At 32.8% G+C, this 23,803-nt stretch carries 22 protein-coding genes and 2 pseudogenes; 10 read left to right on the top strand and 14 right to left on the bottom strand.

Annotated elements, in window-relative coordinates; translation table 11 throughout:
• Nucleotides 1-1,533 precede the first annotated feature (1,533 nt).
• Together ACUN0F_RS01055 and ACUN0F_RS01060 are read right to left on the bottom strand one after the other, a co-directional pair.
• Nucleotides 1,534-1,865, bottom strand: a pseudogene (locus ACUN0F_RS01055) (DDE-type integrase/transposase/recombinase); the annotation flags it as partial.
• A 20-nt stretch (nucleotides 1,866-1,885) separates the two neighbouring features.
• Nucleotides 1,886-2,713 (bottom strand): UTP--glucose-1-phosphate uridylyltransferase, encoded by an 828-nt coding sequence (locus tag ACUN0F_RS01060; protein WP_445539022.1) that lies wholly within the window; start codon nucleotides 2,711-2,713, stop codon nucleotides 1,886-1,888.
• Between the two features lie 206 nt (nucleotides 2,714-2,919).
• On the opposite strand from ACUN0F_RS01060, the gene ACUN0F_RS01065 reads away from it, so the two are divergent.
• From ACUN0F_RS01065 to ACUN0F_RS01075, 3 genes are read left to right on the top strand one after another with little or no spacing between them, the layout of a single operon-like run.
• Complete coding sequence (locus ACUN0F_RS01065; RefSeq protein ID WP_046956787.1) at nucleotides 2,920-4,209, top strand: UDP-glucose dehydrogenase family protein; 1,290 nt, start codon at nucleotides 2,920-2,922, stop codon at nucleotides 4,207-4,209.
• Complete coding sequence (locus ACUN0F_RS01070; protein ID WP_131935438.1) at nucleotides 4,206-5,159, top strand: NAD-dependent epimerase/dehydratase family protein; 954 nt, start codon at nucleotides 4,206-4,208, stop codon at nucleotides 5,157-5,159. The genes ACUN0F_RS01065 and ACUN0F_RS01070 overlap by 4 nt, the downstream gene beginning before the upstream one ends.
• 3 nt (nucleotides 5,160-5,162) lie before the next feature.
• Nucleotides 5,163-6,353: a glycosyltransferase family 4 protein gene (locus ACUN0F_RS01075; protein ID WP_131935439.1), complete on the top strand. Its 1,191-nt coding sequence runs from the start codon at nucleotides 5,163-5,165 to the stop codon at nucleotides 6,351-6,353.
• 740 nt (nucleotides 6,354-7,093) lie between these two features.
• On the opposite strand, the gene ACUN0F_RS01080 is transcribed toward ACUN0F_RS01075, so the two are convergent.
• The 4 genes from ACUN0F_RS01080 to ACUN0F_RS01095 form a co-directional block, all read right to left on the bottom strand.
• Nucleotides 7,094-7,945, bottom strand: coding sequence for an AAA family ATPase (locus ACUN0F_RS01080; protein ID WP_445539023.1), 852 nt, complete (start codon nucleotides 7,943-7,945; stop codon nucleotides 7,094-7,096).
• A gap of 80 nt (nucleotides 7,946-8,025) precedes the next feature.
• On the bottom strand, nucleotides 8,026-8,574 hold the full coding sequence (locus ACUN0F_RS01085) for a hypothetical protein (protein WP_445539024.1): 549 nt from the start codon (nucleotides 8,572-8,574) through the stop codon (nucleotides 8,026-8,028).
• A 1-nt stretch (nucleotide 8,575) separates the two neighbouring features.
• Entirely contained in the window at nucleotides 8,576-9,634 is a 1,059-nt protein-coding gene (gene cotS, locus ACUN0F_RS01090; RefSeq protein WP_046956792.1) for a spore coat putative kinase CotS, read from the bottom strand.
• A gap of 24 nt (nucleotides 9,635-9,658) precedes the next feature.
• Entirely contained in the window at nucleotides 9,659-10,795 is a 1,137-nt protein-coding gene (locus ACUN0F_RS01095) for a glycosyltransferase family 4 protein (protein WP_131935441.1), read from the bottom strand.
• A 152-nt stretch (nucleotides 10,796-10,947) separates the two neighbouring features.
• Between ACUN0F_RS01095 and ACUN0F_RS01100 the strand changes: the two genes are divergently transcribed.
• Nucleotides 10,948-12,051, top strand: coding sequence for a CotS family spore coat protein (locus ACUN0F_RS01100; RefSeq protein WP_046956793.1), 1,104 nt, complete (start codon nucleotides 10,948-10,950; stop codon nucleotides 12,049-12,051).
• 269 nt (nucleotides 12,052-12,320) lie between these two features.
• A pseudogene (locus tag ACUN0F_RS01105) lies at nucleotides 12,321-12,539 on the top strand (zinc ribbon domain-containing protein); the annotation flags it as partial.
• 739 nt (nucleotides 12,540-13,278) lie between these two features.
• Here ACUN0F_RS01105 and ACUN0F_RS01110 read toward each other — a convergent pair.
• Both ACUN0F_RS01110 and ACUN0F_RS01115 read right to left on the bottom strand, forming a co-directional pair.
• The gene (locus ACUN0F_RS01110; RefSeq protein WP_131935442.1) at nucleotides 13,279-13,752 is read right to left on the bottom strand and encodes a hypothetical protein; all 474 of its coding nucleotides are present in this window, start codon (nucleotides 13,750-13,752) and stop codon (nucleotides 13,279-13,281) included.
• A gap of 95 nt (nucleotides 13,753-13,847) precedes the next feature.
• Nucleotides 13,848-14,117, bottom strand: a complete 270-nt coding sequence (locus ACUN0F_RS01115) for a hypothetical protein (RefSeq protein ID WP_088363076.1) — start codon at nucleotides 14,115-14,117, stop codon at nucleotides 13,848-13,850.
• 306 nt (nucleotides 14,118-14,423) lie between these two features.
• On the opposite strand from ACUN0F_RS01115, the gene ACUN0F_RS01120 reads away from it, so the two are divergent.
• Together ACUN0F_RS01120 and ACUN0F_RS01125 are read left to right on the top strand one after the other, a co-directional pair.
• The gene (locus tag ACUN0F_RS01120; protein WP_327975207.1) at nucleotides 14,424-14,834 is read left to right on the top strand and encodes a hypothetical protein; all 411 of its coding nucleotides are present in this window, start codon (nucleotides 14,424-14,426) and stop codon (nucleotides 14,832-14,834) included.
• 157 nt (nucleotides 14,835-14,991) lie between these two features.
• A protein-coding gene (locus ACUN0F_RS01125) for an IS3 family transposase (RefSeq protein WP_445539025.1) occupies nucleotides 14,992-16,148 on the top strand; the annotation gives its coding sequence in 2 pieces (ribosomal slippage) (nucleotides 14,992-15,244 and nucleotides 15,244-16,148; 1,158 coding nt in all).
• Nucleotides 16,149-16,577: 429 nt separating this feature from the next.
• On the opposite strand, the gene ACUN0F_RS01130 is transcribed toward ACUN0F_RS01125, so the two are convergent.
• The 3 genes from ACUN0F_RS01130 to ACUN0F_RS01140 all read right to left on the bottom strand — a co-directional run bounded on the left by ACUN0F_RS01130 (nucleotide 16,578) and on the right by ACUN0F_RS01140 (nucleotide 17,863).
• A complete protein-coding gene (locus ACUN0F_RS01130; protein WP_131934952.1) occupies nucleotides 16,578-16,784 on the bottom strand; it encodes a hypothetical protein in 207 nt (68 codons plus the stop codon).
• Nucleotides 16,785-16,851: 67 nt separating this feature from the next.
• Nucleotides 16,852-17,130 carry a hypothetical protein gene (locus tag ACUN0F_RS01135; protein ID WP_131934953.1) on the bottom strand — a complete coding sequence of 93 codons (279 nt, stop codon included), beginning with the start codon at nucleotides 17,128-17,130 and terminating at the stop codon, nucleotides 16,852-16,854.
• Nucleotides 17,131-17,740: 610 nt separating this feature from the next.
• Nucleotides 17,741-17,863 carry a hypothetical protein gene (locus ACUN0F_RS01140; RefSeq protein ID WP_279433264.1) on the bottom strand — a complete coding sequence of 41 codons (123 nt, stop codon included), beginning with the start codon at nucleotides 17,861-17,863 and terminating at the stop codon, nucleotides 17,741-17,743.
• 328 nt (nucleotides 17,864-18,191) lie between these two features.
• Here ACUN0F_RS01140 and ACUN0F_RS01145 point away from each other — a divergent pair, with 328 nt between their 5' ends.
• The 3 genes from ACUN0F_RS01145 (at nucleotide 18,192) to ACUN0F_RS01155 (ending at nucleotide 20,491) form a co-directional block, all read left to right on the top strand.
• The gene (locus ACUN0F_RS01145; protein ID WP_207911745.1) at nucleotides 18,192-18,779 is read left to right on the top strand and encodes an exosporium leader peptide-containing protein; all 588 of its coding nucleotides are present in this window, start codon (nucleotides 18,192-18,194) and stop codon (nucleotides 18,777-18,779) included.
• Nucleotides 18,780-19,029: 250 nt separating this feature from the next.
• Entirely contained in the window at nucleotides 19,030-19,596 is a 567-nt protein-coding gene (locus ACUN0F_RS01150) for a hypothetical protein (RefSeq protein WP_131934954.1), read from the top strand.
• Nucleotides 19,597-20,236: 640 nt separating this feature from the next.
• Nucleotides 20,237-20,491 (top strand): hypothetical protein, encoded by a 255-nt coding sequence (locus ACUN0F_RS01155; RefSeq protein ID WP_046955773.1) that lies wholly within the window; start codon nucleotides 20,237-20,239, stop codon nucleotides 20,489-20,491.
• 146 nt (nucleotides 20,492-20,637) lie between these two features.
• Here the strand turns inward: ACUN0F_RS01155 and ACUN0F_RS01160 are convergent, their stop codons facing one another.
• The 3 genes from ACUN0F_RS01160 to ACUN0F_RS01170 all read right to left on the bottom strand — a co-directional run bounded on the left by ACUN0F_RS01160 (nucleotide 20,638) and on the right by ACUN0F_RS01170 (nucleotide 23,313).
• Entirely contained in the window at nucleotides 20,638-21,756 is a 1,119-nt protein-coding gene (locus ACUN0F_RS01160) for an RNA-guided endonuclease TnpB family protein (protein WP_445539026.1), read from the bottom strand.
• Nucleotides 21,757-21,767: 11 nt separating this feature from the next.
• A complete protein-coding gene (gene tnpA / locus ACUN0F_RS01165) occupies nucleotides 21,768-22,166 on the bottom strand; it encodes an IS200/IS605 family transposase (RefSeq protein WP_131934955.1) in 399 nt (132 codons plus the stop codon).
• Between the two features lie 451 nt (nucleotides 22,167-22,617).
• Nucleotides 22,618-23,313: a CsxC family protein gene (locus tag ACUN0F_RS01170; RefSeq protein ID WP_078994872.1), complete on the bottom strand. Its 696-nt coding sequence runs from the start codon at nucleotides 23,311-23,313 to the stop codon at nucleotides 22,618-22,620.
• Nucleotides 23,314-23,803: the final 490 nt, after the last annotated feature.

Below are 23,803 nucleotides of genomic sequence, written 5' to 3' on the forward strand. Positions count from 1 at the left end.
GTTATCTTTAGAACTGTTTTGTTATGCTTAAAATCAGATTTGTTATTTTTAGAACCATTTTTGTTATAGTTAAAACTATTACCTTTAGAACTATTTTTACTAAAGTTAAGCAACCAAATTTGTTATCTTTAGAACTGTTTTATTATGCTTAAAATCGAATTTGTTATTTTTAGAACCATTTTTGTTATAGTTAAAACTATTATCTTTAGAAATATTTTTGCTAGAGTTAAGCAACCAAATTTGTTATCTTTAGAACTGTTTTATTATGCTTAAAATCAAATTTGTTATTTTTAGAACCATTTTTGTTATAGTTAAAACTATTATCTTTAGAAATATTTTTGCTAGAGTTAAGCAACCAAATTTGTTATCTTTAGAACTGTTTTATTATGCTTAAAATCAAATTTGTTATTTTTAGAACCATTTTTGTTATAGTTAAAACTATTATCTTTAGAAATATTTTTGCTAGAGTTAAGCAACCAAATTTGTTATCTTTAGAACTGTTTTATTATGCTTAAAATCAAATTTGTTATTTTTAGAACCATTTTTGTTATAGTTAAAACTATTATCTTTAGAAATATTTTTGCTAGAGTTAAGCAACCAAATTTGTTACCTTCAGAAATGTTTTTGCTAGAGTTAGGCAACCAAATTTATTACCTTTAGAACCATTTTTGTTACCTTTAAAACCATTTTTGTTACCTTTAAAACCATTTTTGTTACCTTTAAAACCATCTTTGTTATAGTTAAGCAACTAAATTTGTTACCTTTAAAACCATTTTTGTTATGATTAAAACCATTTTTGTTATCTTTAGAACCACTTTTGTTATAATTAGGAGTTATAATCCCTTATATATCAAGACATTCCATGCCCTTAAAACATATAAACATATAAAACATATAAAACAATTAATATATAAAACAAGTAAAACATGAAGTATTGAATGCATACACTTATTATCATTTTTTAAATAAAATTCCCATGTTATAAAACCAAATTTGTTATATTTAGCTTAAATAGACAAATGAACGTCAATTAACCACAATTATTTGGTAATATTTAACTGGTGTTTTAGTTATATACTTGATTAAAAATTCATACAATAAAAAAGCCCCAAAGAAGGGCCTTATGAGTTTCGTTAGAAAGGAATGTTTTCTATATAGTATATGCTTGTTGCAATAGAATGTGAAAAAATACATGATAGTTTCATTTGGCGGAGAAGTGAAGTAGCTTAATTAGGATGGAGGGATAGTTGAAGGTATCCTTTGTATGGAGATGCTGTTTTATGAAGATTAAGACTCAGTATCACGAACTTTTTTAGAAAAGAACCTGAATTTTTTTAAAAATGAAAAATAATATGGATTGACACTCCCTTGACTAAAGTTGAGAGCTTTAATTCTAAAGGATTAACGAACCAGACTCTTGGATGACTGAGAGTTCGCAATCCATTTTTTGTCTTAAGGAAATACATATAATGGCATTTTTTATCGATTATGGGTATGAATGTATATTTGGTTAGCAATTATTTCGGTAAGACCCCGTTTCTTAATAAAACAATGATCTGTTCCTTAATGTTATTTAGGTATTTTACTTGTCTGATTGAGATACCTACGGATATCTTTTTTCTTTTTGCAATTACAATCGGTTAGGTTGAATTTTGTTCTCCTGCGATAACACGGGGCTTTGAAACATGAAAAGACCGCAAGACTTTTTGAAAAAGCACTTTGCAGCCATATAATTTCTTTTCTTTTTTAAATGAAAATCGATTGTATTCTCTTCTGATTCAAAGGTACGATATAAATATATTTAACTACCTAACTTTTATATATGTTTCATCAACTCTTCAGGAATCGCTTGTTGACCTCAAGTGTACGTTTGTTGAATCCGTTTTCAAAATTGTTTTTTACCTGTTTTATTTTGTCCATATATAAGATTAAGAAGCTGCATATATTCATCTTCTTGTCCGATGTCAAATCGTTTCCCTTCAATCATTTTTCCATATACTTTTTTTGTCATAATTAAAGAATGAATTGCATCTGTTAATTGATATTCCCCCCCAACACCAGGTTGAATGTTTTTTAATAAAGGAAAAATATCAGGCGTGAAAACATATCTACCAATTACTGCAAGATTAGATGGAGGATTTACTTTTGGCTTTTCTATTATATTTGTAATATTCATATAATTACCCTTTACAATATTCCCTTCAATAATACCATACTTCTCTATGCACTCATCTGGTACCGTATGAATGCCTATTACACTATTTTTCGTCTCTTTATAAATACTAATTAACTGATTTAAAGCAGTTTCTTTATCCGAAACTACAATATCATCTGGCAAGAGTACAGCAAAAGGTTCATTACCAATAAATGTTTCACCTAATTTTATCGCCTCACCAAGTCCTCTCGCATATGGCTGCCTTATATAATGGATTTGAACATTAGGAATAGCAAGCCCTTTTAACAAATGGGCTTTTTTTTCTTTTTCTAAAAAAGCCTCCAATTCTAATGAATAATCAAAGTAATCCACTATTAAATCCTTTCTGCTAGAAAGTACAATTAATATTTGCTCAATACCTGACTTTACAGCCTCTTCCACAATATAATGAATCGCAGGTTTATTACCTATTGGAAACATTTCTTTTGGAATTACCTTTGTAATTGGAAGGCTCCTTGTGCCGTAACCAGCGGCTGGAATGATTGCTTTTTTTATCACTAATCTCTCACTCCCTCGAGTGTTTACAATATTAATATTCAGTAACCTCCTTACCTGCGCATGACGATTCCAAAAGAGGCTTTTACCTTCTGATTGCTTTCATTGCTTATATGAATAGGCCTTTCATTTGTCACCAATCCAACTTGTCCCTCAATATACTGTAACAACTAGTACTATTGTACTAAGTTCAGAGAGGTGATTATCATATGGATATATGTATTATAGGCTCTGGTTATGTGGGAATCACATCAGCTGCAGTATTAGCAGATTTAGGTCATGATGTTATATGTGTAGATAAGGATCAAGAAAAAATTCGTTCTCTCAAAAAGGGGGAATGCCCCATTTATGAACCAGATTTAGAGGAGCTTATTCACAAAAATAGAAACCGATTACAATTCAGTTGTGATATCGATAATGCGATTCGACAATCACCCGTTATTTTTATCGCTGTAGGAACCCCTTCTACATCAAGTGGAAAGACGGATTTAAAATATCTTTATTCAGTCATTGACCTACTAGTTCCAGCTATAACATCATATAAAACAATTATTACGAAAAGTACAGTTCCACCAGGTACAAATCAGCAATTATATGAAACACTTATTAAACGTGGGGTTTCATCAGCCTTATTCAATATTGTTTCCAATCCTGAATTTCTTCGCGAAGGCTCTGCTGTTCACGATATGCTCATTCCAGATAGAACTATTATAGGTATCCAAAAAGGTGACACAAAGTCGTTAAAAATTATGCAGGATATATATAAAGGGATTAGCGCGCCTTTCCATTGTACAGGTTTAAATGAAGCAGAGATGATTAAATATACATCTAATGTATTTTTGGCTACCAAAATATCTTTTATAAATGAAATTTCTCGAATTTGTGATGCGTATAACATTGATATTGTTGAAGTGGCAAAAGGAATTGGTTATGACTTTCGAATTAACCCTCATTTTCTTCAGGCGGGAATGGGGTATGGAGGATCCTGCTTCCCAAAAGATTTACATTCACTCATCTATACAGCAAATGATAGGCACGTGGCAGTTCCTATTTTACAAGCTGTACAATCCATTAACTCCACACAGATAGATCTCTATGTTGAAAAAATTAAAAAGGTTATAAAAGAACCCTCTTCAAAAAAAATAACGGTTTTAGGAATTTCCTTTAAGCCAGATACTGATGATATTCGTAGCTCCCTTGCCGTAATACTTCTTGAAAAGTTAATCCCTCATGGCTATGATCTACATGCTTATGACCCCAAAGCTTTTCTTCCTTCACATTTAAAAAGACAAGTTACCCAGCATGATAACCTAGAATCTTCAATTACAAATTCCGATTGTATTATTATCGCCACGGATTGGAATGAATTTAAAACACTTAATTGGAAACAAGTCAAACAAGTTATGAAGGGATGCACAATCGTGGATGGACGCAATTGCATTGATAAAGATGAAATAGAAAAATACGGATTACAATATATTGGAGTGGGTCGGTCATGAAAATACTTGTAACAGGAGCCGCTGGTTTCATTGGCTCACATTTGTGTCAAGCGTTACTTAAAAATAGTGCATATCATGTAGTTGGAATTGATCATTTCATCGGTCCTACTCCAGCTACTTTAAAGACAGATAATATACAATCTCTCGAATTGAATTCACGTTTTCAATTCATACGAGAAGATATTCTAAATACAGATTTATCAAAACTATTACAAGATATAGATGTTGTTTATCATCTAGCTGCTATTCCTGGTGTGAGATCAAGTTGGGGAAAAGATTTTCAGCCTTATGTTACAAATAACATAATGGTTACACAGCAGTTACTTGAGGCCTGTAAACACATAAAATTAGATAAATTTATTCACATATCCACCTCTTCTGTTTATGGTGAAAAATCTGGCGCAGTTTCTGAAGATTTATTACCTACCCCTCTATCTCCATACGGTGTTACCAAATTAAGTGGTGAGCACTTATGTCATGTTTATCACAAAAATTTTCACATCCCAATTGTTATTTTAAGATATTTCACAGTATATGGGCCAAGGCAGCGTCCTGATATGGCATTTCATAGATTAATTAAACAACTGCTAGAAGATAAACCTCTCACAATATTTGGTGATGGAACACAAACACGTGATTTTACCTATATTGATGACTGTATACGAGGAACTGTGGCCGCTTTAGAGACCAAAAAAAATATAATAGGTGAAGTTATCAATATCGGTGGAAAAGAACAAGCATCCATTTTAGATATCATTTCTATGTTAGAAAAAATATCCGGGAAATCAGCAACCAAAAACTTTCTAAAATCAGTTCCTGGAGAACCAAAGCAGACATGGGCGGATATATCTAAGGCCAGTACATTACTGCAATATTCTCCAACAGTTTCTCTATCCGACGGACTGGAAGCAGAATTTCATTATATAAAACAAATATACAAAGGGGATTAGTTTATGAAAATTGCATATATATGTACAGAGAAATTACCATCTCCAGCGATTAAAGGTGGAGCAATTCAAATGATGATCGATGGGGTGTCCCCTTATATAAGTCAAGATTATGAACTTACTATTTTCTCCATTTTAGATCCAAATCTTCCAAATCAAAAAACACAAGATAATGTCAATTACGTGTATTTGCCTCAAAAAGATTATGAACAGCACGTTATAAGAACACTCCAAACCAATTCCTTTGATATTATACATGTCTTTAATCGTCCTAAAAATATACCTCTATATAAACAAGCTTCTCCACATAGTAAATTTGTATTAGGTCTTCATAACGATATGTTTGCTGAACATAAACTATCTATTTGTGAAGGTAATCTTATTATTGAAATGGTTACCGCCATTGTGACTGTTAGTAACTATATTAAACAAACTGTGATTGAGAGATTTCCACAAGCTGAAGAAAAGATTTCCATTGTCTACTCTGGTGTTAATTTAAAACAATCTCCCTCCATCTGGACACCAACAGGACAAAAAATAAGAAATGCATTTCGTACAAAATACGGTATCCAAGATAAAAAAGTGATTCTATTTGTTGGCCGATTATGCAAAAATAAAGGTCCAGACTTGCTCATTCAAGCTATGAAGAAGATTATTCAAACGCATAAAGATACGGTACTTGTAATTGTTGGTGGTAAATGGTTTAGTGATAACCGAGTAAATAAATATGTTAAAAAACTATATAGAATGGCTAGGCCAATTAAAGAACACGTAATTTTCACCAAATTTATTCCTGCAGATCAAATTCATAATATATTTCTAATGGGGGATATATTTATATGTAGCTCACAATGGAACGAACCATTGGCACGTGTTCATTATGAAGCAATGGCCGCTGGAATCCCAATTATTACAACAAACCGTGGGGGAAATGCAGAAGTTATAACAGATGAATATAACGGCTGCCTAGTAGAACAATATGATAACCCAATGGAGTTTGCCAGACTTGTCCAGGCTTTGTTATCTCAAAGAGAATTTGCACAATGGATTGCTGAAAACGGAAGAAAAATTGTGGAGGAAAACTTTACATTTAAGCATACAGCAAAAAAACTAGATCAGGTATATAAACAAGTAGCAGAATCTACTAATCAACCTGCTAGAAATCTAATACGCCCTCTCAAAATTCTAATTGTTTAAACTGCCCAGCATTTAACGTTCTGATGGGCTATTTGAATTGAGGGATTCCTAAATACAGAAACTTAACGGTTTCTAACTAATTAAGCTATTCCTGTAGTTCCTAGGGGTAAGAGGTGGAGCGCTTTGTTGCTAAGATTCTGTCCTACAGTAACTTCTCAATCGTAATATGTGTGCTAAAAGAAGAGAGATCCTACTCAAGAAGATTTGGATTTTTAACGTTTTTATTTTAATCAAAACAATTCGAACATAACTAACTAGAAATATACATTATTGATACAACTACAATTTTCTTCCCGTACCATTTTGCTTTTTATTGAGGAAACTCGGCAGATCAAGAATGGTACTTAATGTTTTCTCCATTTCTTTATAAGTATGCTTCCGCATAGCGAGGAAACGATTTAATGCAAAACGGCTATAAACAATGGTTCTCGCACTTCAGACTTTGTTTTCCCGATTCTTATAAATGCGAAAACTCCAAATTTTATTGATTAATATGGATCGCACCTCTTCTTTATGTATGGTCCCTGTATTGTACAAAATAAGACAGACTAATGCTTGCCGATATTCAACCTCTTCCTAAATTGAGTGCTTCACATCTTTATATTTTTGAGGAGAGAGCCTTCTAACGAAAAAATAAATACGTGTATTTGATATAAAAGATATATAAAGGCTGCCTATTATGTATATGTTAAAGAACAAAAAACGCTTGGAGAACCAAGCGTATTTTAGTGCTAATTATTTTACGCGTCTTCTTCTTCACCATCGTCGTCCTCGTCTTCATCATCTTCGTCTTCTTCATCTTCATCTTCGTCTTCATCTTCGTCTTCTTCGTCTTCTTCGTCTTCTTCTTCGTCTTCTTCTTCGTCTTCTTCGTCTTCTTCGTCTTCTTCTTCGTCTTCTTCTTCGTCTTCTTCGTCTTCTTCGTCTTCTTCGTCTTCTTCTTCGTCTTCTTCGTCTTCTTCTTCGTCTTCTTCTTCGTCTTCTTCGTCATCTTCGTCTTCTTCTTCGTCTTCTTCTTCGTCTTCTTCTTCATCTTCGTCTTCTTCGTCTTCTTCTTCATCTTCTTCGTCTTCTTCGTCTTCTTCTTCGTCTTCTTCTTCGTCTTCTTCGTCATCTTCGTCTTCTTCGTCTTCTTCTTCGTCTTCTTCTTCGTCTTCTTCTTCATCTTCGTCTTCTTCGTCTTCTTCTTCATCTTCTTCTTCTTCGTCTTCATCATCTTCGTCTTCTTCGTCTTCTTCTTCTTCTTCTTCGTCTTTTTCTTCGTCTTCTTCGTCTTCTTCGTCTTCTTCTTCGTCTTCTTCGTCTTCTTCGTCTTCTTCGTCTTCTTCGTCTTCTTCGTCTTCTTCGTCTTCTTCGTCTTCTTCGCCCTCTTCTTCTACTTCTTCGTCCTCTTCATCATCTTCGTCTTCTTCGTCTGTAAAGATAACTTCTGTTTCATCAGTATATTGAATTTCAACCTCTACACCATTATGTGTACCAGATTGAATTATTTCAGCTAGAGCTTTTAGAACTTCCTGTAAATCACCATCTGAATTAACACTAAAGCCATTCTCAACATCTAATTTTATTTTTGCTCTTTTCACATCAGCCATTTACCTAACTCCTTCAATATATTTTTATATATACTATGTTGAAAGAATATGAAAAGATTAATCTATTTGCGGAAATTTCATTATTCATTTTCCTTAGCACTCTTTACTAAGTTTGCTACCCATGGGCTTTTTAATGGCTGATCGGGAGTAATAATTTTGAATTTTACTTTCGGCTTTTCTATTTGAGTTGGAACGACCTCATTTTGTTCCAGGTTTTGTTCTTCTATTTCTATTGCATTTTGAGTCTCTTCATCTTTTACTTCATCAATTATTGTAGTTTTTCGTGGAGATTTCTCTTCTAGTTCTATTGTCTTCTTCTTCTTCTTCTTTTTCTTTTTCTTCCTCGTCTTCTGAATCTCTTCATCTTTTACTTCATCTTTTACTTCATCAATTATTGTAGTTTTTTGTGAGGATTGCTCTTCTAAATCTAGCAATCCGATTTTAGGTAATTCTTCTAATTCTATTTCCTTAATAATCTCTAAATTCTCTAGCACCGAAGATTCATTTAGTACAATATTTTTTTGCTGTTCATACTCTGACAATTCCCATCCCATTGGCCCTGGTGGAGAAAACACAAATTTCTCTAAATCCAAAATAGGGATTACTATCTCTTCTTGTTCTGAATTCATTTTATTTCCCTCCGCTATTGCTCTTAATTTCGTGGTAAATATCAGAAAAACTTTGTAAAAATTCTTCCTTAGAGTCTTCAAGTGCTATAATATTTTGCAATGCCCAAATATACTTTTCATCAGACCACGAACGCTTTTGTCCTAAATAGTATTTATGTGCAATTGCACAGAATAAGTGAGGGAACGATAAATCAGTCCAAAGAACACGAAATTGTTTTTCTGATAAGGAATTTTCCGAATCATATGCACTCAACATATGAATTGCTAAATTAGTATCCCAAACTGACATTTTTTTCATCACTTTATTTAAAATGATACGTAGATCCCTCACGGGTAAATCACTTGTAATAGAATGTAGCTCTTTCATAAACACAGCATCATCTATTTCTGCAAACCTTGCTAAAGTAAAATCTTGCTGACAAAAACTATTAGATGCAATAACTTCTTTTGTCCATTGGTCATAATATGGATCATCTATTTCTTGTAATGCTCTCTTACCACGTGCTAACATCTTATCGACGTACTCTAAAAACATCGTTGAAAATACATCATCTGGAAAGGAGAGTGCAATTCTTTTGTTTCCTTCTAATTCTTGTAATTTCCATCTGTATAATTTATGCCATTTTCCTAATCGACTCCGAATTTTACTTTCTTGCATCGGAATATATCCTTCTGATGCTTGATGAAATTTACCTGCATATATGAGTACCTTTTCTAATTGTTCTTTATTATAATATATGACTTCTTTCCCTTGATGCTTATCATATAGTACATACGCATACCCATCAGATCCGATACAAAAGCCTCCTCTTTTTGTTTTATGAATGTTTGTAATTGGTAATCCATTTTGAAGGAGATGTAAATGTGCTCCAGCGATAAATAACATCCTTTTGGGGTGCATATGTGCTTGTTTTAATATTTTTAATCCTTCTTCTGTTTCAACTTCCCACATTGTTCTCCCACTTCTGCTTGATTGTAAAATGATATTACTTACTTCAAATGGATAAAAGCTAAGGACCTTTTTTAAATGTTCACTCTCTAATCCAGTTGTTTCTTCCAACTTTCATCACCCTCCTCTTAAATTTTATAAAACTTCCCCATACACTTTCATTAAATCCATAGCGACTCGGTTCCAATTAAATTCTTTTTCGACCTTCGCACGTCCATATTTCCCTATCTGTTTTCTTTTATTTTCGTTATTTAATAGATTAATTATCTTTTCTGCATATGCATCAGGATTCTCAAAGTCATTGACAATATATCCATTTTTTCCTTCTTCAATAACTTCAGGGTTACCGCCTCGATTACTTGTGATAATTGGTAAACCCGCTGCCATTGCTTCGTAATGCACCCTAGCAAGAGGCTCTTGCCACTGTGAAGAGCAAACAAAAATATCTGACATAGCATAAAGTGTTGAAATATCCTTTGGCTTAACAAATTTAATAAAGACTACATGTTCTGGAAACATTGCACCTAAGGTATATAAATGTTTTACATAATTATTTACATTGTTATCTCCAAACCATTTTGAACCAATAAAAACCATTACGATGTCTGGATTCTTCTCAATTATTTTAGGAAGAGCTTGTAGCAAAATATGAGGACCTTTTACTTTGCTCAAGCGTCCAACAAACAAAACTATATTTTTATTTTGCAAATTCAACTGTTTTTGAACATGATTTTTAACTTTTGTACCATTCGCGGTCCACGAAGGATAATATTCATTTACATCTACACCAGAATATACTGTTCTTGTCTTTGCTTTTGCAGTTTGAAAGCGCGAGGTAATTGTTTTTCCTATATAATCACTAACTGTTACAATTTTGGAAACAGCGGAAATACATGCTTCGCCCTCTTTATCACTTATCTTTTCGTATGCAAACATTTCATTATGCACGCTTAACACGAATTTGGTCTGTGGGGCCGCCTCACGTAAAATTGTAATCCAATTGGGACGATTACATAAATGAACCACATCATATTTTTCCTGTTGCAAATGTTTAATAACATAAGGCAGATACTCTTCTTCTGGAAAACGTATATACCTTACACCTTTGTTTTTTTCTTCTGATTTTAAATTAGGATCTGTTATAGAAATAACTGTCACATTTTTTCCATTTGCAGCAATAATGGAAGCAACAGAATCTATATAAATTTGAATAGCTCCACCCCGTACAGCTGGTACAGGTAGCTTTTCAGTGGATATTATCGCAATTTTCATTAAATCGCCTCCCTGTTTCATAAAATACAACTTTCTTCATATGTTACGAAGGAACCCTTATATTTGTGAGTTATCAAGCATTATTTCATCTTTTATAATTAAATTTGGTAAATAGTACTTTTTCTTCTTAAAGGCAAATGGCTAGAGCAAAAATGGTCATGTACCATACAGTAATAAGAGAGTATAAAAGGATGGTGGTATATGTGGAGAATCATAATGAAGAAGCGGTGTATACATTATCGCCCGAAGAGGAGCAAAAATTAGTAGCATTGGCAGAGACAATGATTCAACATTGGGACATTCAAGCGACTACAATTGAATTAATACAAGGTGGACAACTAGCCTTAGTATGGAAAATTCATACTGCAGATGGACCATTTTGCTTAAAGAGAATTCATCGCCCTGAAAAAAAGGCTTTATTTTCTATTCACGCTCAAGATTATCTTGCCAAAAAAGGCATGCGTGTTCCGAGCATAATTCCAAGCAAAGTGAATCAGTTATATACAAAACACGGTCCATTTTTATTTGTTGTTTATGAATGGATTGAGGGAAGACCATTTGAACTTACAATGCAAGAAGACCTTGAAATGATTATGAAAGGGTTAGCGGATTTTCATGTAGCTTCTATTGGCTACAAACCGCCACCAGGCATACCTATCTTTACAAAACTGGGACGTTGGCCCAATCATTATATTAAAAGATTTCAACAGATGGAGATTTGGAAAACTTTATCCGCAACTATGCCGGATGATCCATTTTCACAATTGTATTTGGCTGAAATTGATGCTTTCATTTCAGAAGCAAAACATACACACCAAAGACTATTGGAATCTGAATATACAAAATGGACTGATGAATTACAAGAATTCCCTAATTTATGTCATCAAGATTATGGAACAGGAAATTCCTTACTAGATCCAAGTAATCAAATTTGGGTAATTGATTTAGATACAGTTTCTTATGATCTTCCTATTCGAGACTTGCGTAAAATGATTATTCCTCTACTAGATACAACTGGTGTTTGGAATGAAAATCAATTTCAAATTATGATTAACGCATATGAGTCAGTTTCCCCTTTAACAGCTGAGCAGAAGAAAATTATGTTTATTGATATGTTATTTCCTTACGAATTGTATGATGTGATTCGTGAAAAATACGTCAGAAAATCACCATTACTTGCTGAAGAACTTGCTGGAGCTATGGAATATGAAAGGATAAAGTCAAAAGCTTTAAATATGTTAATAGAGGAATTTTAATACGCAATACAAACCATTTTGATGTAAAGGTTACTGTTATCTTTTTCCGACAGAAGGACACTTCCTCAAAAATGTGAAGGTGTGAACACCAATTTTAGGTGGAAGATAAATGTCGGTAGGCATAAGTCTATGTTTTTTCGTTTTTACGAGAACCATTGTTTGAAGTTATTTTGTATTTAATCATTTTCTTGCTATATGGAATCATACTTATAAAAAAGCGGGAAAAAGGTTAACGTATCATTTTTTCACTGACGAGCTTACTCAATTAAAAAAGAAAATGGTACGGGAAGCAAGATGTAGTTATATCAAAAACGTTTATTTTTAGTCAGCTATGTTCGAATTGCATTTACCAAAATAAAGACGTTAAAAATCTTAATCTTCGTAAGTGTGATTGGCCTTCTTGTAGTACACATAACGATAGATATGTTAACGCAGGAATAAATCTTAGAAACGAAGCTATCCCTCTCTTAACTACAGGGATAGCTTAATTGATTAGAACCATTAGGGGGTTAAGTGAAGAGTGTTTCAGCAAGGTTCTGTAACGAGGATCATTTAATAGAGGCATAGAACTTACACGGACTGTTCAATTCAAAATTATAATACACTTCCAAACAAAATATGTACAAGCCGACTTTATTTTTGGTAGAGTGGCTATTCCTGATTATGAAAGGTATATTCAAAAAAACCTTAAGTGCTCTTGAAAGATTACGAAAATGAAATACCTAGCAATGCTTTTCCCTTTCACATGACACAGCTCTATTGGGGAATACATGTCCCTCTAAAAAAGGAGTTTATAGAATAGCCCCTTCAATATAGTATTTTTAACAATTCTTTGTGTGCAAATAAAAAGAGCATCCACAATTGTCAGATGCTCCTATATATAAAGTGGTTTCCCCCACACTCCAGTATATGCTTGTCATTCTCAAAAGGTGTAGCAAAAAGAAGCCTTATGCAGGGCCTTCTCAAAATATAAGGGGTAACTCTAACGTACAGATTAACATTTCCCGATGTCGCTGCTATTATGTGCTTGATATTACTTAATATGCATGAATTTGACACTCCGATCCCTAAAGAGGCAAGGAGTGTCAATCTAAAATATATTGGAATTAACAAAGAAGAAAAAGATAATATTCTTGATACATTTTCGATTTAATTTTGCCATATAATATAAATCAACATTAAAAATCACTCTTTACCCTATTGTTTTTTTACATTTTAACGAGAAAACTATTTTACATCACCAATTGCTTGAATAGACTCGAATCTAACATTAATTTTGTTCGGAAAACCTATAATATTACCAGTTGAATTACTTGCTACTTCTACATTGGGTCCAATAACAGTAACTAAATTTCGAGTCACATTCATTATAAAACCTTTAATGTTAATTCCTTCCAAAAACAATACAGTACGTAAATGAAGCAACTGATAGGCATATAAAAGTTCTCTAATCTCATTTGTTAATTCTGAAAAATTATTGCTAGAACTATTCACTACTGAATGATAAGAAGATCCCTTTAATTCTAAAGAGGTGTTAGGGGACATTTTTGATTTTAATAAAATATCAGAAGATTTTTCTGATTCTAATAAAGTATTAAAACTCCTTCTTGATTTAAATGGAGCGATAAGAGGAATCGGATTTATATCAAACAATCTAAATTTACGTTTGTTATTATCAGAATTTAAACAAAACTGACACATTTATGCCCCCCCCTATAATAAGTATGTATTATATAGTAAGCACTTTATATAAAAATGTACTGGGTATTTATAATACCCAGTACATTTTTAATTAATTATGCTCCTCGATCATCACTAACCGCTAAAATGTCACTAATTGCAACACTGATTTGGTTTGGATTTTCAAGTGCATTTCCATTATCATTACTTTCTACTTCAACGCCTTCTCCATTACCACGACGAAGAGTAACAAAATTTGCTCCAATTCGTGTAATCAAGCCTTCTACGTGAAATGATGGTAAAAATAATACAACTCTTGCCCCTACCAATTGAAATGCTTCCAACAGAGTTCTAATTTCATTATTATTCTCTTGAAATTCTGCCATTCTCTATCTCCATCCTTTACTTTTAATTTTGACATCTAACAATGTAATTCTATTAAATTAACTTATTATTAGTTGTCAAAATAATATATGTTTAAACATACTAATTGAAATAGACAAGTTGGCAAAAACCTTTTTTAATTATACGGTTATTGGGATATAGTCTTTAAAACTCAATTCATAAAAAATATCCCTCTTAAACAAATTTCATATTTAAATAACAAATCCACACTTAACTAGTCTCATATACTCACACCATTCTTTCTAGACGAGCATAAGATGTATTAACGAACGAAAGGGGGTAATTTTATGGGTTTTGGTTTTGGTGGATGTTGTGATTTCAATAGATGTGATGATCGGAGAGATCATCACAGAGAACATCACAGAAAAGAAGAAAGAGAAGACAATAGAAGACAAATGAATAACAATCCAGAATTAGCACAATTCTTACACACATTAACTCCTGGTACTTGTATTGTTATTCAATATGATTGCCAACCACCTACAAGTGCAACATTCCAGGGTTTTCAAGGGAACAACGTAATTATTTTATCTGACTTTGATTGTTTCCCAGGATTAGCACGTATTGCGATTAACAGAATTAATGTAATCTCTATAAATTCACCTGATTGTAATCGTTTCTGTTGCAAACGTAAGCATTGCAGAGAATGTGATGAGCATAAACATGAACGCGAACACGATCATAGAGATGATTTTTAAAAAATAAGTGAAAGAAAAATCTTTCCCTTAATTTATAAGCCAATTTGCAGAAAAAACACCTATTAAAAATGAAGTGAACCCGAATAGTGGTACATGAAAAAAACACCTCCTGAATTCGCATACTAAGTATGCAAATTCAATGGAGGTGTTTTTTCGTATGACGACAAGAGTTCATTACCCGGAAGAAACAAAGTGGAAAGTAATTGAAATGAAGAAAGATGGTTATTCAAATCGTACAATTATGGAGAAACTCGGAATTAAAAATGTTTCCCAAATTAAGACATGGATGAAATGGTATCGTACAGATCAAACGTATCGTTTTCAACAACCTGTAGGAAAACAATATTCTTATGGAAAAGGACCAAAAGAGCTCAGTGAATTAGAACAACTACGTTTAGAAAATAAGCATCTAAAAACAAAATTACTTGTATGGGGAAAGTATCTGGAAATCGAAAGGGGCTGAAACCAGAAACTGTAGTTACTTTATGGAAAAATGTAAAAACAAAAATAACGATAAAAGAGTTGTGTAACGTATTAGAATTACCCCGTTCCACATTTTATCGCTGGTTACAACGAACGGAAGATCGGAAAGATGATATAGAAGAGAAAGTAAAGGACGTCTGTCTTAGGCATAAATTTCGGTATGGATATCGAAGAGTGACCGCTACTCTTCAAAAAATGGGACTGTGTGTCAATCATAAAAAAGTATTACGAATCATGAGACAAAATCACATTCTTTCAAAAATACGTCGAAAGAAAAAGAAATATATCAATGGTGCGGAACCAATGGTAGCCCCTCATCGATTGGAGCGTGAATTCGATGCATCCAGACCAAATGAAAAGTGGTTTACAGATGTGACGTATCTCTTATTTGGAGAGCGTACCTTGTATTTATCAACGATCATGGATGCCTTTAATCGTGAAATTATTAGTTGTGTCATCAGCGAATCACAAACACTGACATTAGCGATGAAGACATTGAAACAAGCAATGAGAGGGCGAAGAGTAAAAGATGTCCTTCTTCACTCGGATCAAGGAAGTATTTATACAGCAAAAGAATTTCAAGCGTATGCCAAAGAAAACGGCATTATCACCAGCATGTCCCGGAGAGGAAATTGCCATGATAATGCCGTCATGGAAAGCTTCTTTGGTCATTTGAAAAGTGAAGCTTTCTATTCACAAGAGATAACAAAAGTATCCAACACAACTGTGCGAAAGATTGTGCTAGAATACATTCATTACTACAATTGTGTGCGAATTCAAGAAAAATTAAACCACCTATCCCCTAAAGAATTTAGGGAACAAGTGGTTTAGGTGTTTTGATTGGTGTCCCGTTTTCGGGGTTCACTTCAAAAATAGGTGTTTTTTCTTTCCTAAATTTACTGAACTGAACGTAAATAACAAACCATTTCATATAGCGGACATATACTATTGTAAGGTCGGCATCCAAATGACCCAAATAAATACCCACGCCAAGAAATAAAACTACAAAGTATTTCTTGGCATCTTTTACATAAAACAAATAAATTTATTAAAAATGTACAAACCTAATTAAAAATCTATACATATAATGTACCCTACCTCTCTTATTATCTCCTTAAAGGGATTTAATTTTATATAAATACCTTTTTTAAGTATTTAAATACTTAATTTAACCTACATAACATAATAATTCCTAAAAAAATAAGATAAGAGCGCTTTCCCTCTTATCTTATCTTTTCCTTATATTTATTTAAAGCGCTATTAACCTATACGTCGAACACTAATAACATCTAGGCTTGTCACATTAATGTTTGCAGCAGCATCCACCCAAATAAGAAATCCATCTTCTATACGAATAAAGACTCCGTTTCCATCGATCTGATCTCCGCCTGAAAAAACGTTAATTCTGTCGCCTTCTCGTAAACCATCTAATCTTCTTCGTCCTTCAAAATTTCCCAATTCTCTCACCTCCTCATGGTCTCTTTTTTTTTCGGTTTCTATTACGTTCAACACATTTACATTATTTAAAATGCTATTAACCTACGCGTCGAACACTAATAACATCTAGGCTTGTCACATTAATGTTCGCAGCAGCATCCACCCAAATAAGAAATCCATCCTCTATACGAATAAAGACCCCTGTTCCATCGATCTGATCTCCGCCTGAAAAAACGTTAATTCTATCGCCTTCTCGTAAACCGTTTAATCTTCTTCGTCCTTCAAAATTCCCCAGTTCTCTTACTTCCTCACGTGCTCTGCTTCTTCTTCGGTTTCTATTACATTCATCACATTCACATCTACGTTCAAAAGACATTTAATATACCCCCTTTTTCCTAAAAATTTTTATCTGCATTATATATTATGAAAGAAATAAATTAATTGATTAGACTTTCTTCCTCTATCAAACATCCAATTAACTAATTTATCAAAAAAAAAATCACTAATTTTAACAATTGTACAAGCCATTTTGTATTACTTACATACATTAACAATGAGATGATAATCATCTTACTATACTCCAAATCCCAAATTACCTGTTCGTTAACTATGTTTAAAAAATAGAAAAAAGGTCAGTTTTCAGCTGTCCTTTTTTCTATTTTTTAAACATATATATTTTGGAATTTAAACACCCCTTACTAATAAATACATATATTATATAGTGCTCCAACACACTGCTAAATAAAACTCCACTAACAAAGAAAGAACTTATTTTCTATCTGTCAAGAATTTAGGTTCTTTTTTCACTGTTTTACATCCTTTTATATTAATAATAAGATTTTAATTCCCTTCCATATAATCAATTCTATGCTCTTTATTCAGCATTTCCTTTACCATGAGAGTTCCTCTCACCCTCAAAGAACTTTTGCAGTATGCAAGCTAGGATTCAGCAACTCCACCTGTGGTATCACCACAATTCTTTTTAATTATTTACTGGTTCGTTGCACGAAACCAACAACTCTAGCAAAATCTCGTAAGATATTTGGAGAGAAGAAACTTTGAACTTCTTGAACGAATAGTTGTAATTCATTAGATACAAAAATAGACATACTAAAACGCCATCCTTTCCTATGATTCTACAGAAAGTATAGCGCTTTTTTGTTATATGGCTATAAAAATATTATGGATTGATGGATTATGTGGCGACGCCCTATAGTAACCCTAATAAGCATACATCCTGCCGATTGACTTGGATTTTTAACTTTTTGTTATTGAAAATGTAGTCCCATTTTTGTCGGAAGTAATATTCCAACTATTTTACCATATTTTATAGAAAGAAAATAAAAAAAGAGAGATTCTGCTTATGCGAAGGTCATTTATCTAGTATTGAGCATTTAATAATTATGATAAGTACAAGTCTCGTAAGGAGGTCTGTACATGAATGAAAAACATGAGTTTTTGATTGGAACAGCATTTGATTCGAATTTACTGGGTCCTACATTGCCACCTATCCCGCCATTCACTTTACCCACGGGACCTACTGGAGCAACAGGACCTACTGGAGTGACACCAGTATTCGGAATGTTGAATACCGATTCAGTTACAGATATTCCAACAGTAGCTAATACAAGTATAGATTTTACAGTGACAGGACCTTTTAGTGGGGTTATATTAAATACTGCTGATAATTCAATAACGGTTGGTAGTGCTGATGTATATGCTGTAACGTTTTCGACAGGGGTTAGTGTATCTGGAGAAGATTCAGGAATTCTTATTATGAATTTTACAATAAACGATACTGTTAATTTTCTTTCTCAAATACGAATCAATCTGGATCAGGGCAATAGAATTATGGCATCAAAAACAATTTTATTTTCATTAAACCAAGGGGATGTTCTTCGAGTATTAATTAGACTTTCTGCTGGACCTGTTTTTATTGGCGAGGCATCATTTAATAGTCTCTCTTTGTTTACATGCAGCATTTTCATATACAAAGAAACTTGCTTAGCCAAACGACCTTGCTGACGTCCATTAAGCTCATACTTTGAAGTCCTCAAAAAACGTAAAATTTATATCATCACATTTATCTATGAAAGTTCAGCTTACTTTTTTCGTTTTGGGGAACAATCAATTTCTTAGCTTAATAGCGATGTGTTGCTACCCTATCGATATATGACATGAGCTCATTTTGGAAAATTTCTTGTCAAAAAGAAGCATATATGATGAGGAGGACATATTTTAAACTATATTCCATTGGAAAGGTGCGGAAACGTATATGAATTTACATTGCAAGAAAAATTTCCTTATAACAAGCACGCCTTATTTCCCACATATTAATTTATCAGGCCTTCCTGAAGTAACAAGAATATCTTCATGCTTTCCTAAAACTCCAAAAACGAAAAAACCGCCAAAATCCCCCAAATCAAAAACATTGTGCTTTAGGCAATTTATAGAGCATAAAATCCAGTTAGTTCCTCCTGCAAAAAAAGGAACCATCAAAGTTGATAGACAAATATTTACTACGATTGAAAAAGTGTGTTCAGAAGTAGTCACTATTTCGGGATTTATCCGTAAGACTATTACTTATACAGCATTAGCTTATAACAAGGTGATTCCAAACTATAGGATCCAAGGTGACGTTCCCTTTCAAGGTCTTATAGAATCAAAAGACATTAAAGAGCAGCACCAATTTAGCATCATCGAAGAAAAAATACTCGGCAATGTTTTTACACGTGAAGCTAACTTTGAAAATCCAAAGAAATTTCAAGTATACAAATCTCCCTTTGCTTTCAATTTTATAGAGAAAGATGCTGTAAAAGTTTCTATAAAAATGAGTACGTAGTAATTCATATTCTCTTATCTTGAATATGAAATTAGCGCATTACAAAGACTAACCGTGCAATTACTGTTCTTTCTAACCTAACTTATTATCTACTGAAAAAACATTTTCAAATGGATTCAATACCTCATGTAGAATTTTAAATAATTATTTTGTTTGAACGAATAATTAAAGAAGATAAATTTGACTCTGATAGCGCAACGCCTAGTTACTTTGCTAGAAAGTTAAATAGAACTAAGTGAAAAGTTTCAGAGTTAATGAACGATTTAATAAAAAAAGATGATTAGCAGTTGCAGAAACTAGAACAAATACCGAAGATGGTTGTATTGGTACAACTCATACATGGTTTGTAAACCCAAATATTATGTGCTGCTCTCCAAAAGAGCGAGTGAGTAGATAAAGCAACTCAAAAAATCTATAAAAACCACTTAATAGTTTTGTAGCTGAAGATGATGAAAAACATATGTTACCAATTTAAAGGATGATATTTGTAGGGCTACACAACAAATCTTTACAAAAGCATTGCGTGATATTCAACTTAAAAGAAATAAGAAAAGGTATACATTACCTGTATATTTATTTTAAAAAAGTGCAATAGATATTGCACTTTTTTTAGAACTAAAAACCATAAACTTTTTTACCAATGGTTGCGATGACAACAAATAAAACATTTACAAAAACGGTTATGGTGTTTATCACAACGATGATTATGATGTTTATGCTCACAGCGATGATTATGATGCTTATGCTTACAGCAATCATTACGATGCTTATGCTCACAACAATGGTTATGATGTTTATGCTTACAGCAATCATTATTCCAATTCATTTTTATACCTCCTATCAAACAAGAGTTATATTATTCTATGTTTTAATAGGAAACATGCTTGTTTACTAACCTATAGTGAACTACCCGCCACTTAACGTCCTAATGGACTGTTTGAAGTGGGGGCTTCTCGGTTAGTCGTTACTTTTGATAGCTAACGAATTCGTCCTAAGACAACCGAGCTAACACCCTCGTTCCAAGGGTTATTTTATTGCTATCTATGCTAATGCTAATGCTAATAGGCGTATTGCTTCATTTTTGATATTGATAGCTGCGTTATAATCTCTATCGAGATTTACACCACATATACAAGAATATACTCGCTCAGACAATGACATATTTTTCACATTTCCACAACTGCTACATGTTTTTGTGGAAGGAAACCATTTGTCTATTTTCACAAGTTTTTTGCCTTGTTCATTTAGTTTATAAGCTAAAAAAGAAGTGAACATACCCCAACCATTGTCAGCGACACTTTTTCCAAAATGAAGTGCTTGCGACATTCCTTTCATATTTAGATCTTCAATAGCTACAACATCAAAATGAGTAGCTAACTCTTTAGACTTATGATGAAGGAAGTTCTTACGTTGGTTCGCTACTTTTTCATGTAACTTAGCTACACGGATACGTTGTTTATTCCAACGAATAGAACCTTTTGTTCTTCTTGATAATACTCGTTGTGCCTTTGCTAATCGGTCTAACATTTCACGATAGAACTTAGGATAATTGGCTCTCTTATCCTCAGAACTGACGTATAATCGATCCATCGCAAAGTCTAATCCAACAACTGTTTCTACTTCTTTTTGTACAATCTCTTTTTCGTATTCAGTCAAGATAGACACATAGTATTTACCAGTAGGTGTCATAGAAATCGTACATGACTTGATTACATGGTCTTGTGGTATTTCTCTATGCTGTTTCATACGTACCATTTTCAGTTTCGGCAATTTGATATGACCGTTAAGCAACATAATATTTCCGTTCACTACATTCGTTGTATAAGACTTTCTGTCTTTTTTGCTTTTGAATGTCGGGAAGTCATTTTGACCACGAAAGAAATTCTTATAGGCAGTTTGCAAGTTTAGTTGAGCATTTGCCAATGCTAATGAATCAACTTCTTTTAACCACTCAAATTCTGCTTTGTATTTCGCAGGAGTGGGAAGCTTTTGTTTCTTTAGTTGTTCCTTATCACCTTTGTTTTTTTCATACGCTTCTTTCCGTTCGGCTAACATTCTGTTATACACGAAACGTACACAACCGAAAGTTTTACGCATAAGATGTGCTTGGTCTTCTGTTGGATACAAACGGAATTTATATGCTTTATTATGCTTTGTCATATCATTTCACCTCACTTTTCACCTTGATTTTCAATATATTTTTTTACTACGTCTATTGATGAACCACCAGTAGTTAGTAAGCAAAAACTTCTTGACCAAAACATATCTTTCCATAGTTTCTTTCTCACTTGTGGAAAGTCTCTCTTGATTAGTCGAGAGCTTGCACTTTTATAAGCATTGATGAATTTTGTCATTTCTGTATTAGGGTGTGCCTTGAACAAAATATGAACATGATCTATATCATGATTCCATTCAACTAATGTGATGTTATAGCTTTCAGATAGTCGAACAAACATATCTTTTGCATAGTCTGACATATCATCATCAAATACATTTCTTCTGTATTTCACGACCAATATAAGGTGATAATACAACGAGAATACTGAATGGTTATTACTATCTAATTTCATTGATATACCAACCTTTATAATTTATAAGACTGATTATATCAGAGGCAACATAAAATGCAAAACCTTTTGGCTACGCCAAACCGAAATTCATCTCCCACCTACCGTTGGTCTACGCCCTTCACACACTTGAGGAAGGAGAATTCTTTCGGGGAATTCGTTAAAATCTAATGGTAAAGAGAAATTTGCTTTTTATTTAAAAAAAGATAAGAAGTGAGTTTTCCGTCTATTATTAATAGATAATATTTAATTTTCAACACTATAAATATTAGTCAAGCATATATTATAGTATTGAAATAGGTTTCAATCACTTATTTCAATTTTATGGTCTCCTTTTAAGAACACCAACGGGCATTGGTGTTCTTTTTAAGTAGGTTGGTTTTGAAAAATAAGAAATTTTATTAGTTACAAATGTATAAAACAAAGAAGCACTCAAAATGAGTGCTTCTTTGTTTTATACTTGTACTTGTTGTACTTGTAAAACTTTTAAAGTTAGGTCTAGTACAATTTTTTCACGAAGAGTATCAAATGGTTCGTTTAGGTCTGTTGGACAAGGAGAAAAGTCTAACTCAAAAAATTGAGCGCTGATTAATTCGCAATATGGTTGTTCGTTATAAAAAACTGTATTTTCGAAGAAGTATTTGTCTAGACGTGGTAAATCACCGTTTTTAGGGTTAATAAAGTGAGATGTAGTGTCTGAGGAAGAAGCTACTAAAGCTAGTGATAGAAAATCAGCTTCCGTCAAATCTGCAAAACCAGAAAATGGAACATTTGCAATACGATCAAATAAAGGTGCATTACACTCGGCAGATGCATATTCAATATTTTTACGAATATATCCTTGTACAAATAATTTTGCTCTTGTAACTCGTCGATAAGGTGTACCATCTACTGGAGTAAATGCTACAGGAACTAATTTACATTGTGTTAAAAATACATTTTTTAGGATTCGTTTAATTTCAACTGCTGGAGGAGCTAATGAAATATCGGATTCTACAACAATTTGAATTGTTCTTTCAGCTAATACAACTGGTATTTTTATAATCGGTGTTCCTGGAGTAAGAATTGGTGTTACAGCTTCATCACTTAATGGTGTTTGAGTTTGCCCTTCTACCTGACAAGGTACATTGATTGGACATTGTTCGCTCATATTATCTAATCTCCTTTTGAAATCACTTTAGATTTTTAAAACTGTTCAATGGCAATATATTCGTTTTTTTTATTGATGTATAAGCTTGTATAATAAGTTTTAAATTTTTTTATTTTTTGTAGATATTTTATTTTCTATCTTATTGAAAATTTTAAAGTAGCAGGTTCCGGGTTAAAAAATGAGTAAGTGGGTTTTAACTACAATCTGAACAGCATGGATCTTAACCTAACCTGTGCGTTAATTTAAGTACAGCTCTTTATAATATCCCTTATAAAATTTAACATAATCGTACATTTAGGTTGAACTTGAGTCACTTCACCATTTGGACCTTTAACAGAATAAAGAAATCAATCGTAGAAGTTAGGATTTAGTTAATATAGATCCGCCTACTATGCCTATTAAATGAATTTATATATTGGCATTTTTGTTCGTATTTTGTATACTAAACGTGAGTTTTTCTTAAAGTAGGCAATCTTTCAGTTTCTATGAA

The organism is Bacillus sp. 1A, assembly GCF_052682215.1.